Source organism: Enterobacter soli (assembly GCF_964208575.1).
Classification (GTDB): Bacteria; Pseudomonadota; Gammaproteobacteria; order Enterobacterales; family Enterobacteriaceae; genus Enterobacter; species Enterobacter soli_A.
Genome location: NZ_CAXOFU010000003.1, coordinates 298229 through 311121, shown reverse-complemented (window position 1 = coordinate 311121; position 12893 = coordinate 298229). Strand labels below are relative to the sequence as shown.

The 12893-nt window shown below is 54.1% G+C and carries 9 protein-coding genes and 2 tRNA genes; 4 read left to right on the top strand and 7 right to left on the bottom strand.

Translation table 11 applies throughout. From position 1 onward, the window contains the following. Positions 1-26: 26 nt before the first annotated feature. The 7 genes from AB6V08_RS04880 to nagB all read right to left on the bottom strand — a co-directional run bounded on the left by AB6V08_RS04880 (position 27) and on the right by nagB (position 6371). Positions 27-111, bottom strand: a tRNA-Leu gene (locus AB6V08_RS04880). Between the two features lie 8 nt (positions 112-119). Then, positions 120-196 (bottom strand) — tRNA-Met (locus AB6V08_RS04875). Between the two features lie 226 nt (positions 197-422). Continuing rightward, on the bottom strand, positions 423-2087 hold the full coding sequence (gene asnB, locus AB6V08_RS04870; protein WP_368541616.1) for an asparagine synthase B: 1665 nt from the start codon (positions 2085-2087) through the stop codon (positions 423-425). A gap of 252 nt (positions 2088-2339) precedes the next feature. Next, entirely contained in the window at positions 2340-3092 is a 753-nt protein-coding gene (gene nagD / locus AB6V08_RS04865; RefSeq protein WP_368541615.1) for a ribonucleotide monophosphatase NagD, read from the bottom strand. Positions 3093-3137: 45 nt separating this feature from the next. Then, a complete protein-coding gene (gene nagC, locus AB6V08_RS04860) occupies positions 3138-4358 on the bottom strand; it encodes a DNA-binding transcriptional regulator NagC (RefSeq protein ID WP_368541614.1) in 1221 nt (406 codons plus the stop codon). Positions 4359-4366: 8 nt separating this feature from the next. Beyond that, on the bottom strand, positions 4367-5515 hold the full coding sequence (gene nagA, locus AB6V08_RS04855) for an N-acetylglucosamine-6-phosphate deacetylase (protein ID WP_368541613.1): 1149 nt from the start codon (positions 5513-5515) through the stop codon (positions 4367-4369). 55 nt (positions 5516-5570) lie between these two features. Further along, positions 5571-6371 carry a glucosamine-6-phosphate deaminase gene (nagB, locus tag AB6V08_RS04850; protein WP_010428635.1) on the bottom strand — a complete coding sequence of 267 codons (801 nt, stop codon included), beginning with the start codon at positions 6369-6371 and terminating at the stop codon, positions 5571-5573. 325 nt (positions 6372-6696) lie between these two features. Between nagB and nagE the strand changes: the two genes are divergently transcribed. From nagE to chiQ, 4 genes are all read left to right on the top strand, one after another. Beyond that, positions 6697-8718, top strand: a complete 2022-nt coding sequence (nagE, locus tag AB6V08_RS04845; protein ID WP_368541612.1) for an N-acetylglucosamine-specific PTS transporter subunit IIBC — start codon at positions 6697-6699, stop codon at positions 8716-8718. A 170-nt stretch (positions 8719-8888) separates the two neighbouring features. Next, positions 8889-10556, top strand: coding sequence for a glutamine--tRNA ligase (glnS, locus tag AB6V08_RS04840; protein WP_368541611.1), 1668 nt, complete (start codon positions 8889-8891; stop codon positions 10554-10556). 448 nt (positions 10557-11004) lie between these two features. Next, positions 11005-12420, top strand: coding sequence for a chitoporin ChiP (gene chiP / locus AB6V08_RS04835; RefSeq protein WP_368541610.1), 1416 nt, complete (start codon positions 11005-11007; stop codon positions 12418-12420). A gap of 47 nt (positions 12421-12467) precedes the next feature. After that, a complete protein-coding gene (chiQ, locus tag AB6V08_RS04830) occupies positions 12468-12797 on the top strand; it encodes a ChiQ/YbfN family lipoprotein (protein WP_047347385.1) in 330 nt (109 codons plus the stop codon). Positions 12798-12893: the final 96 nt, after the last annotated feature.

Sequence of the window (12893 nt, the reverse complement as noted above, 5' to 3'; positions counted from 1 at the left end):
CCATCCGTGCAACGCTTACCTGGGAATGGTGCGGGAGGCGAGACTTGAACTCGCACACCTTGCGGCGCCAGAACCTAAATCTGGTGCGTCTACCAATTTCGCCACTCCCGCAAAAAAGATGGTGGCTACGACGGGATTCGAACCTGTGACCCCATCATTATGAGTGATGTGCTCTAACCAACTGAGCTACGTAGCCATCTTTTTTTCGCGTTACCTTATCGGCGTTGCGGGGCGCATTATGCGTATAGACCCTTGCAGCGTCAACACCTTTTTCAACGAAAATAGCGCGAATGTGACTGTTTGGTTAGGTTGCGAACAGCGTGACCGAATATTCGGCAATTATTGGTTATTAATCGATTTTGTCCAGCGAAACGCGAGGCAAAAAAAACAGGCCCCGGAGGGCCTGTGTGCGATCTTGTCGATCATTTATACGCGGACTGGTGAACGCCTACGGCACGGCCTGATGGATCGTTCATCGCTTTGAAAGATTCATCCCATTCAATCGCTTTGGCAGAAGAACAGGCGACTGACGGGCCACCCGGCACGCACTCAGCGGCGCTTGGAACCGGGAACAGCTCTTCGAAGATCTCGCGATACAGATACGCTTCTTTCGAACCCGGCGTGTTGTACGGGAAGCGGAAGCTGGCGGTTTCCAGCTGTTGGTCAGAAACCTGCTTCGCCGCCACCTCTTTCAGGGTGTCGATCCAGCTGTAACCCACGCCATCGGAGAACTGCTCTTTCTGACGCCACGCCACGCTTGCCGGCAGGTAGGATTCAAAACATTCACGCAGGATATGTTTTTCCATTTTGCCGTTGCCGCACATCTTGTCCTGCGGGTTGATACGCATCGCCACGTCGAGGAATTTTTTATCCAGGAACGGCACGCGGGCTTCAACGCCCCAGGCGGACATCGCTTTGTTGGCGCGGGCGCAGTCGAACATGTGCAGCGCCTGCAGCTTGCGCACGGTCTCTTCGTGCAGCTCTTTCGCGTCTGGCGCCTTATGGAAGTACAGGTAACCACCAAACACTTCGTCAGAACCTTCGCCGGACAGCACCATCTTAATGCCCATCGCCTTGATCTTACGGGACATCAGATACATTGGCGTGGAGGCGCGGATCGTCGTTACGTCATAGGTTTCAATGTGATAGATAACGTCACGGATCGCATCCAGACCTTCCTGCACGGTGAAATGAATTTCGTGGTGCACGGTGCCGAGATGGTTTGCCACTTCCTGCGCGGCTTTCAGATCAGGCGCACCTTCCAGACCCACGGCAAAGGAGTGCAGCTGCGGCCACCAGGCCTCGGAGCGCTCCTGATCTTCCACGCGGCGTGCGGCGAATTTCTTGGTGATCGCAGAGATAACGGAGGAATCCAGGCCGCCAGAGAGCAGTACGCCGTAAGGCACGTCAGACATCAGGTGGCTTTTAACGGAATCTTCCAGCGCCTGACGCAGCTCGGCTTTGTCGGTCACGTTGTCTTTTACCGCGTCATAATCGAACCAGTCGCGCTGGTAGTACTGACGGATTTCACCGTCTTTGCTCCACAGGTAGCTGCCCGCCGGGAACTCTTTAATGGTGCGGCAAACCGGCACCAGGGCTTTCATTTCAGACGCAACGTAGAAGTTGCCGTGCTCATCGTGACCCATATAGAGAGGGATAATACCGATATGGTCGCGGCCAATCAGGTACGCGTCTTTTTCACTGTCGTACAGCGCGAAGGCAAACATGCCCTGCAGATCGTCCAGGAACTCCGGGCCTTTTTCCTGATACAGCGCGAGGATCACTTCGCAGTCGGAGCCGGTCTGGAAAGCGTAGCGATCGCCGTACTCCGCGCGCAGCGCCTGATGGTTGTAGATTTCACCGTTAACGGCCAGCGCGTGCGTTTTTTTCTCGTTATACAGCGGCTGCGCACCGGCGTTGACGTCAACAATAGACAGACGCTCGTGCGCCAGAATCGCTTTATCGCTGGCGTAAACGCCTGACCAGTCCGGACCGCGATGGCGCATCAGGCGGGACAATTCGAGTGCCTTTTTACGCAGTTCGCCCGCGTCAGTTTTAATATCCAGTACGCCAAAAATTGAACACATAACCTTCTCCATTAACCCTGTTGCAGTGTGATGTTGCTTGCTTATGAAAATGCCGCAAAGGGGGAGGGCGCGCAAGGTATTTACGGGGTAAATACGAAATAGTGCAATGGCGATTGTCGAATAGTGAAAAAAGAGTACGTCTTGAGCAGATTTATTGACGATTCTTCAATGAAAGCCGGTTTTCATTGAATGCGAGCGCGTTTTACCGGCCTGAAAATGAAAAACCACGCTCAGCGGCGTGGTTTTGGGGGATCAGATGACGTCGATTTCGGCGACGGAGGGGTAAATCCAGCTCGGGCGGAATGGCATCGCGTCAATGTCGTCCAGCTGAGAGACTCCCGAGAGCACCAGGATAGTTTCAAGACCCGCCTGGAAGCCGGCCAGGATATCGGTGCGCAGGTTGTCACCGACAATCACGGTTTGCTCGGAGTGCGCCTGCATTTTGTTCAGCGCGGCGCGAATGATCCACGGGCTGGGTTTACCCACGTAGAACGGCTTGCGGCCGGAGATCTTTTCGATACCGGCGCACAGCGCGCCGCAGGCCGGATAAAAGCCGCGGCCGTGCGTGTCCGGGTTGGTCGCGATAAAACGCGCGCCGTTGGCGACGAAGTAGGACGCCTTATGCATCATCTCCCAGTTATAGGAGCGCGTTTCGCCCACGATCACGAAGTCCGGGTTGACGTCGGTGATGGTAAAGCCTGCTTTATACAGCTCGTGGATCAGCGCCCCTTCACCCACGACGTAGGCTTTTTTCCCTTCCTGGCGCTTCAGAAAATCGGCGGTTGCCATGGCGGAGGTGTAAAACACGCTGTCCGGCACGTCGACGCCAGCCGTTGCAAAGCGGTTCGCCAGATCCTGACCGGTTTGGGAAGGGTAGTTCGTGAGCAGAACCAGCGGCATTCCTTTGTCCATCACGCGGTGAAGAAACTCAGCAGCGCCTGGCACGGCAACGTTGTCGTGCATCAGCACGCCGTCAATATCACAAATTACGTTCTTAATGGTCATGGACAATCCGACATCAAAAAAAGAAGGCGTTACTATAAGACCCGATCAGGATTCCAGCAAATGCTGGAGCAGGATCCCGTTAAGCATCGCGCGTTTTACCAGGGCAAATGCCCCGATTGCGGAGCGGTGATCGAGCGTGGAGCGCACCACCGGTAAATTCTGGCGAAACGCTTTCAGCGCCTGAGTGTTGATGCAGCCTTCAATGGCGGGCAGCAGTATCTTCTCCGCTTCAACGATCTCACCGGCAATCACCACTTTTTGCGGGTTGAACAGGTTAATCGCGATGGCGATGGTTTTCCCCAGATGGCGACCGACCTGTTCTATTACCTCGCAGGCCAGCGCGTCGCCTTTGTTGGCGGCTTTGCAGATTGGGCCAATCTTGCAGTCGTCGAGCGTGATGCGGCTTTGATAGCCTTGCTCAAGCAGGTGGCGGACGCGGTTTTCGATGGCGGCGTTGGCGGCGATGGTTTCAAGGCAGCCGAAGTTACCGCAGTGGCAGCGCTCGCCGAGCGGCTCTACCTGAATGTGGCCAATCTCGCCAACGTTGCCGTTGCGGCCGATAAAAATGCGGCCATTGGAGATGATGCCCGCCCCCGTACCGCGGTGAACGCGCACCAGAATAGAGTCTTCGCAGTCCTGACTCGCACCAAAGTAGTGCTCCGCCAGCGCGAGAGAGCGAATGTCGTGGCCGACAAAGCAGGTCACGTTGAAGCGTTTTTCCAGCGCGTCTACCAGCCCCCAGTTCTCGACCTGGATATGCGGCATATAGCGGATCACGCCGCTTTCCGGATCGACAAGGCCGGGCAGAATAACCGAGATAGCAATGAGTTCGCGGATCTTGCGCTGACAGCTTTCGATAAAGTGCGCGATGGTGTTCAGCAGCGCATGCTCCAGCGTTTCCTGCGTGCGCTCCGGAAGCGGGTAGTGCTCTTCGGCAATGGCTTTGCTGCTCAGATCGTACAGCGTGAGCGTGGTGTCATGACGGCCAAGACGGACGCCAATCGCCTGGAAATTGCGGGTTTCGGTGACGATGGAGATAGCGCGGCGCCCCCCGGTGGAGGCCTGCTGATCGACTTCTTTAATCAGGCCGCGCTCAATAAGCTGACGTGTAATTTTTGTCACACTGGCGGGAGCAAGCTGGCTTTGTTCGGCTATCTGAATGCGTGAGATTGGCCCGTGCTGGTCAATCAGGCGATAAACTGCCGCGCTGTTAAGTTGTTTAACGAGATCGACATTACCGATTTGAGCTTGTCCGCCTGGTGTCATACTTTTACTTACTCAGTGACGACCTCGTTACCATTAACGATGGTCTTAATGATTTTAAAATCGCGCGTGAACGCCGTCAGGTTTGCCACCATACCCGGTGCAATCCCGCCAAGCTGCTTATCGACGCCCATTGCGCGAGCCGGATAAAGGGTTGCCATACGCAGCACTTCATCAAGGGCAATACCGCAATGTTCGACCAGATTACGCACCCCTTCGATCATCGTCAGGGCGGAGCCGCTCAGCGTGCCGTTTTCATCCACGCACAGTCCATTCCGGTAGTATATTGTTTTACCAGCAAAAATGAACTGGTCAATATTTGCCCCTGCTGGCGCTGTGGCATCTGTTACCAGACACAGCTTGTCACCCTTCAGGCGCTTGGCGTTGCGGATGTTGGTGAAATCGACGTGTAAACCGTCCGCTATAATACCGCAGTAGATGTCCGGCTCGTCCAGAATCGCGCCGACCAGACCCGGCTCGCGCCCGGTGATGTACGGCATTGCATTATAAAGGTGGGTCGCGAAAGTAATGCCCGCGCGGAAGCCGATTTTCGCTTCTTTCAGCGTGGCGTTAGAGTGACCGGCGGACACGACAATCCCGGCAGCCGCCAGCTTGCTGATGACCTCAGGGCCGGTCATTTCCGGCGCCAGCGTAACTTTGGTGATCACGTCGGCGTTGGCGCACATGTAATCGACCAGCTCGGCATCCGGTTTACGCACGTAGTTCGGGTTGTGCGTGCCTTTCTTAACGATGTTCAGCCACGGCCCTTCAAGGTGCAGACCCAGCGCCTGGTTAGGGTGTTTTGCCAGGTATTCACGCATCACGCGGATACCCTGTTTCATCAGGTCGTCGCTGCTGGTTATAAGGGTTGGCAGATAGCTGGTGCAGCCCGATTTCTCGTTGGCTTTTTGCATGATTTCCAGCGTTTCAACGGTCACGGCGTCTGCAGTGTCGTTGAACTGCACGCCGCCGCAGCCGTTAAGCTGAACGTCGATAAAACCGGGGGAGATAATTGCTCCATTGAGTGAGCGCTGTTCAATCTCCGACGGCAGATCCGCCAGCGGACAGATACGTTCAATCAGGCCATTCGCGATCACAATCGCGTGGTCATCCAGAATTTCATGGCCGGTATAAATCCGACCGTGGGTTAAAGCGTACATAACGACCCCCGGTTTAAAAATGCGACCGCCTCTGTGGTAAGAGGCGGTTATTCAATTACAGACCTTTGATATTTTCTGCTTCTAACTCGTTGAAGTATTTCAGCGTTTTCACCTTCAGCTCCATGGTGGACGGTTCGTCACACACCACAACTGCTTTAGGGTGCAGCTGCAGACAGCTGATGGTCCACATGTGGTTAACGTTGCCTTCAACCGCAGCCTGCAGCGCCTGCGCTTTCACGCCGCCCAGCACCAGAATCATCACTTCTTCGGCATCCAGCAGGGTGCCCACGCCAACGGTCAGGGCGTATTTTGGAACCTGGTTCACGTCGCCGTCAAAGAAGCGAGAGTTTGCCACGCGGGTGTCATGGGTCAGCGTTTTAATACGGGTACGTGACGCCAGAGAAGAGGCCGGTTCGTTAAACGCGATATGGCCATCGTTGCCCACGCCACCCATGAACAGGTGGATTTTACCGTAAGAGCGGATTTTTTCTTCATACTGACGGCATTCTGCATCGATATCTGGCGCGTTACCATTCAGCAGGTTAATGTTTTCCGCCGGGATATCAACGTGATCAAAGAAGTTGCGGTGCATGAAGCTATGATAACTTTCCGGGTGTTCCTTAGGCAGGCCAACATATTCGTCCATGTTGAAGGTGACAACATGTTTGAAGCTAACCTGGCCCGCTTTATGCATTTCAACCAGCGCTTTGTATGCAGTCAGCGGGGTACCGCCAGTTGGAAGGCCAAGAACGAAAGGACGATCGGCAGTGGGTTTGAACGCATTGATGCGGTTAACGATATGGCGAGCGGCCCATTTACCGACTTGTTCAGCAGTTGCCAGGGGAATCAGTCTCATTGTTCACCTCTAGAGTTAAAGTAAAAAAGTGGGCGGAATGTTTATCGAACCTGAACTAAGCGTAACCTGGAACAAGTGCAACGGGATCACTCCGTCTTGATTTTTTGAATGATAAAATAAGTTTTCGCTGTTAGCCAGTGAAAGGGAGGGTTAATAACGATATTTGGTGACAAAAATCACAAAAAGTACGCGTTTAATTTGCGATACGAATTAATTTTTCACACACTCACCATGCCAGTGAATCATCTACCGTATCTATAGGTAAGAGACACAATAAAAACACAGCTGAGAACGTGCCTTAACGGGGTCTCATAGGGGGAAGAAAGTGAGTATTCTAGGTTATTTACAAAAAGTAGGCCGCGCACTGATGGTGCCAGTGGCCACGCTGCCGGCCGCAGCCATCCTGATGGGTGTCGGCTACTGGATTGACCCGGTTGGCTGGGGTGGAGACAACGCGCTCGCGGCGTTCTTCATCAAATCGGGTTCTGCCATCATCGACAACATGTCCGTGCTGTTCGCCATCGGTGTGGCTTACGGTATGTCCAAAGATAAAGACGGTGCTGCGGCGCTGACCGGTTTTGTGGGCTTCCTCGTGTTGACCACGCTCTGTTCTCCGGCTGCGGTTTCTATGATCCAGAAGATCCCGGCGGACCAGGTGCCTGCTGCGTTCGGTAAGATCAGCAACCAGTTCGTGGGTATCCTCGTCGGTATTATCTCGGCTGAACTGTACAACCGCTTCAGCAGCGTCGAGCTGCCAAAAGCGCTGTCGTTCTTCAGCGGCCGTCGTCTGGTGCCAATCCTGACCTCATTCGTGATGATCGTCGTTGCGTTCATCATGATGTACATCTGGCCGGTTATCTTCGACGGTCTGGTGAACTTCGGTGAACACATTCAGAAGCTGGGCTCCGTCGGTGCAGGCGTGTACGCGTTCTTCAACCGTCTGCTGATCCCGGTTGGTCTGCACCACGCGCTGAACTCCGTATTCTGGTTCGACGTTGCCGGTATCAACGATATTCCTAACTTCCTGGGTGGCGCACAGTCCATCGAAGCAGGTAAAGCGGTTGTGGGTATCACCGGTCGTTATCAGGCGGGCTTCTTCCCAATCATGATGTTCGGCCTGCCGGGTGCGGCGCTGGCTATCTACCACTGCGCGCGTCCTGAGAACAAAGCGAAAGTGCTGGGTATCATGATGGCGGGTGCGTTTGCGGCCTTCTTCACCGGTATCACCGAGCCGCTGGAATTCTCCTTCATGTTCGTGGCGCCTGTGCTGTATGTGATCCATGCCGTGCTGACCGGTATCTCCGTGTTCATCGCCGCCAGCATGCAGTGGATTGCCGGCTTCGGCTTCAGTGCGGGTCTGGTGGATATGGTGCTTTCTTCCCGTAACCCGCTGGCGACCCACTGGTGGATGCTGATCCCTCAGGGTCTGGTGTTCTTCGTTATCTACTACGTGGTGTTCCGTTTCACTATCACTAAGTTCAACCTGATGACCCCGGGCCGCGAGCTGGCTGTTGCCGGTAGCGAAGCGGATGGTCAGGACGTGAACGTGAGCGCGGATAAGGATCAGGACGTTGCAGGTCTGGCGCGTCAGTACATCGCTGCCGTAGGCGGTTCTGACAACCTGACCGGTATCGATGCCTGCATCACCCGTCTGCGTCTGAACGTGAAAGACTCTTCTCTGGTGAACGAAGCGCTGGCGAAACGCCTGGGGGCTTCCGGCGTTATCCGCCTGAACAAAACCAGCGTGCAGATTATCGTCGGCTTCGTGGCTGAGAAAATCGCTAACGCGATGAAAACCACCGGTCCGGTCGCGGCAGCAGAAGCGGCACCAGCTCCGGCAGCGGTGCCAGCCGCAGCAAAACCGCAGGCGGTTCCAAACGCAACGACCATCGCTGCGCTGGTTTCTCCAGTGACCGGTGAAGTGGTTGCCCTTGAGCAGGTGCCTGATGAAGCCTTCGCCAGCAAAGCGGTAGGCGACGGTCTGGCGGTGAAACCGACGGATAAAACCGTTGTGTCTCCGGCGGCCGGGACTATCGTCAAGATTTTCAACACCAACCATGCGTTCTGCCTCGAAACCGAGAAAGGCGCGGAGATCGTTGTCCACATGGGTATCGATACCGTTGCGCTGAACGGCCAGGGCTTTACCCGTCTGGTGGAAGAGGGTGCTGAAGTGGTGGCAGGCCAGCCGATCCTGAGTATGGATCTGGACTTCCTGAACGCGAATGCGCGCTCTATGATCAGCCCTGTAGTTTGCAGCAACATTGACGACTTCGCGGGCCTGGTGCTTCAGGCAAAAGATCAGGTTGTTGCAGGACAGACGCCACTGTATGAGATTAAAGGCAAGTAATCGCTCCTGAGTAGAGTCATGCCTTAAGCGGCGGGGGAAAACCTCCGCCGCTTTTTTTTGCAGCAATTGCCCCCATTATTTACATCCTGGACGTTTTAAAGGGTTGTCACTGCGTCCGGCTTATAAGATCATATGCCGTTATACGTTGTTTACGCTTTGAGGAACCTACGATGAGTGAGGCTGAAGCCCGCCCGAGTAACTTTATTCGTCAGATCATCGATGAAGATCTGGCCAGTGGTAAGCACACCACAGTCCATACCCGTTTCCCGCCGGAGCCGAACGGCTACCTGCACATTGGTCACGCGAAATCCATCTGCCTGAACTTTGGTATCGCGAAAGACTATCAAGGCCAGTGCAACCTGCGCTTCGATGACACCAACCCAGTAAAAGAAGACATCGAATACGTTGAGTCCATCAAGAACGACGTGCAATGGCTGGGCTTCAACTGGTCTGGCGATATCTGCTACTCCTCTGACTATTTTGATCAGCTGTTTGCCTACGCGGTAGAGCTCATCAACAAAGGTCTGGCGTACGTCGACGAACTGTCTGCTGACGAAATCCGCGAATACCGCGGCACGCTGACCGCGCCGGGCAAAAACAGCCCGTACCGCGATCGCAGCGTTGAAGAGAACCTCGCGCTGTTCGAAAAAATGCGCGCGGGCGGCTTCGAAGAGGGCAAGGCCTGTCTGCGTGCCAAAATCGACATGGCTTCTCCGTTCATCGTGATGCGCGATCCGGTGCTGTACCGCATTAAATTTGCGGAACACCACCAGACCGGCAACAAGTGGTGCATCTACCCGATGTACGACTTCACCCACTGCATCAGCGATGCGCTGGAGGGCATTACGCACTCCCTGTGTACGCTGGAGTTCCAGGACAACCGTCGTCTGTACGACTGGGTGCTGGATAACATCACCATCCCTGTGCATCCGCGTCAGTACGAGTTCTCTCGTCTGAATCTGGAATACACCGTGATGTCCAAACGTAAGCTGAACCTGCTGGTCACCGACAAGCACGTTGAAGGCTGGGACGACCCGCGTATGCCGACCATCTCGGGTCTGCGCCGCCGCGGCTACACCTCTGCCTCGATTCGCGAGTTCTGCAAGCGTATCGGCGTCACCAAGCAGGACAACACCATTGAGATTGCCTCTCTGGAATCCTGCATCCGTGAAGATCTGAACGAGAACGCACCGCGCGCGATGGCGGTTATCGATCCGGTTAAGCTGGTTATCGAAAACTACCCGCAGGGCGAGAGCGAACTGGTGTCTATGCCTAACCATCCGAGCAAGCCGGAAATGGGCAGCCGCGACGTGCCGTTCAGCGCAGAGATCTGGATCGATCGCGCTGACTTCCGCGAAGAAGCGAACAAGCAGTACAAGCGTCTGGTGCTGGGTAAAGAAGTGCGTCTGCGCAACGCCTACGTGATCAAAGCTGAACGCGTGGAGAAAGACGCGGAAGGCAACATCACCACTATCTTCTGCTCCTATGATGCCGAGACGCTGAGCAAGGATCCGGCGGATGGTCGTAAGGTGAAGGGCGTTATTCACTGGGTGAGCGCGGCACACGCGCTGCCGGTTGAAATTCGTCTGTACGATCGTCTGTTCAGCGTGCCAAACCCAGGCGCTGCTGATGACTTCCTGGCAACCATTAACCCGGAATCGCTGGTGATTAAGCAGGGCTTCGCTGAGCCATCGCTGAAAGACGCTGAAGTCAGCAAAGCGTATCAGTTTGAGCGTGAAGGTTACTTCTGCCTCGACAGCCGTCACAGCACCGCAGAAAAACCGGTATTTAACCGTACCGTCGGTCTGCGCGATACCTGGGCGAAAGCAGGCGAATAATAACGCCAGCCTGGTCAATGAGAAACAAACGCCGCACATGCGGCGTTTTTTTTATTTAACGATCATGCCGTTATTGGCCTGGCGAAACAGGCAATATCGAAATATCAGGTCAATGAGCTGCTACTTATTTTTCTCAAAAAAAGTTGATGCCTTTGCGTAAATACTCAAAGGGCGAAAATAAATGCAAATGCTGATTATTACCCTCTGATTTTTATCGTTTTCCCCCGTCATTCCTCGCTCGCCGTTAAATGTTACAAAGCACTACTAAATATGTGCACTTCGTCATAATCCTGGCTTTTTCCTATTAAAAAGCATTGATAATTCGCGTCGCGAAAAATAACCTAAAGACGGTAGTTAATTCGAGGGTATTTCTGACTACCCCTGACCATTGGGTCTTTTATATTTTTCGCCGTTTTAGGCGTTTTAATTCGTCAAAGAGGAATAATCTATGCGTACGTTCAGTGGCAAACGTAGTGCGCTGGCGCTGGCTATCGCCGGTGTAACAGCAATGTCGGGCCTGGTTGTTGTTCCACAGGCACAGGCAGCAGGTTTCGTTGATGACTCTACCCTCACGGGCGGTATTTATTACTGGCAGCGTGAGCGTGACCGCAAAGACGTCACCGAAGACAAATACAAAACCAACCTTGCTCACTCTACCTGGAACGCCAACCTGGACTTCCAGTCGGGCTATGCCGCCGATATGTTCGGCCTGGATATTGCGGCATTCACCGCAATCGAAATGGCTGAAAACGGCGACAGCGGTCACCCGAACGAAATCGCCTTCTCCTCCAGCAACAAAGCCTATAAAGAAGACTGGTCAGGGGATAAGAGCGGAATCAGCCTGTATAAAGCGGCTGCAAAATTCAAATACGGCCCGGTGTGGGCGCGCGCGGGCTATATTCAGCCAACCGGCCAGACGCTGTTAGCACCGCACTGGAGCTTTATGCCGGGTACTTACCAGGGCGCAGAAGCCGGGGCTAACTTTGACTACGGCGATGCGGGCGCGTTGAGCTTCTCCTATATGTGGACCAACGAGTACAAAGCGCCGTGGCATATCGAGATGGACAAGTTCTATCAGGGCGACCGTAAAACGCGGGTAGATTATCTTCATTCTCTTGGTGCTAAGTACGATTTCAAAAATAATCTGGTGCTGGAAGCGGCATTTGGTCAGGCACAAGGATACATGGACCAGTATTTTGCCAAAGCATCTTATAAGTTCGATATCGCCGGAAGCCCACTTTCGACCAGCTATCAATTCTATGGTGCACGGGATAAAGCAGACGCACAAAATAACCTGCGTACCAACGATGAAGTGGCACTTGCCAGGGATTTATATGACGGCACGGCCTGGCTGCAAGCTTTAACCTTTGGCTACAAGATTGGCCAGGTGGATCTACGTCTTGAAGGCACGTGGGTCAAAGCTGATGGTAATCAGGGCTTCTTCTTACAGCGCATGACGCCAACCTATGCATCTTCTAACGGTCGCCTTGATATCTGGTGGGATAACCGCTCTGACTTTAACGCCAATGGTGAAAAAGCAGTCTTCTTCGGGGCGATGTACGATCTCAAAAACTGGAATCTTGCAGGTTGGTCAGTGGGGGCCTCCTATGCTTACGGTTGGGATGCTAAACCAAGTAGTGCACCAATCTACGATCAGAGCCAGCGCCTGAAGGAATCTGCCTATAGTCTGGATGCTGCGTATGTACTGCAGGATGGAAGAGCCAAGGGCACGATGTTCAAACTGCACTTCACCCAGTATGACAACCACTCCGATATCCCGAGCTATGGGGGCGGTTACGGCAACATCTTCCAGGATGAACGTGACGTGAAATTCATGGTTATCGCACCGTTCACCATCTTCTGATGAATCGTCCGGCGGGTTAGTGCCCGCCGGACCGGAGACTGCACATGATCAAAAAAATCGTAATTGTCGCGCTGCTGGCGTCGGGGCTGGTGGCGTGTTCTCAGAGCCAGGCACCTAAAGAAGATTCCCGGCTGAAAGAGGCCTACAGCGCCTGCATCAATACCGCGGAAGGTTCACCGGAAAAAATCCAGGCCTGCCAGAGCGTGCTGAACGTGCTGAAGAAAGAGAAGGCGCATGAGCAGTTTGCCACGCAGGAAAACGTCCGCGTGATGGATTATCAGGCCTGTATCCAGGCGCGTAAAACCGGTAACGATCAGGAAGTGGCGAAGCGTTGCGACCAGATCTGGAAGGAAATTCGCAGTAACAACAGCAACTAAACCGCTGTTATATCGCCCGGTGGCGCTGCGCCTCCGGGCTTTTTTTCGTCTGAAAATGGGCAAAAAAAAAGCCAACCTTTCGGCTGGCTCAGAGTA

Excerpts from the sequence above, each read along its gene's own strand:
- nagA (WP_368541613.1), bottom strand. The coding sequence starts at position 5,515 with ATGTACGCTTTAACCCACGGTCGGATTTATACCGGCCATGAAATTCTG.
- asnB (WP_368541616.1), bottom strand. The coding sequence starts at position 2,087 with ATGTGTTCAATTTTTGGCGTACTGGATATTAAAACTGACGCGGGCGAA.
- nagB (WP_010428635.1), bottom strand. The coding sequence starts at position 6,371 with ATGAGACTGATTCCCCTGGCAACTGCTGAACAAGTCGGTAAATGGGCC.
- nagC (WP_368541614.1), bottom strand. The coding sequence starts at position 4,358 with ATGACACCAGGCGGACAAGCTCAAATCGGTAATGTCGATCTCGTTAAA.
- nagD (WP_368541615.1), bottom strand. The coding sequence starts at position 3,092 with ATGACCATTAAGAACGTAATTTGTGATATTGACGGCGTGCTGATGCAC.
- chiP (WP_368541610.1), top strand. The coding sequence starts at position 11,005 with ATGCGTACGTTCAGTGGCAAACGTAGTGCGCTGGCGCTGGCTATCGCC.
- glnS (WP_368541611.1), top strand. The coding sequence starts at position 8,889 with ATGAGTGAGGCTGAAGCCCGCCCGAGTAACTTTATTCGTCAGATCATC.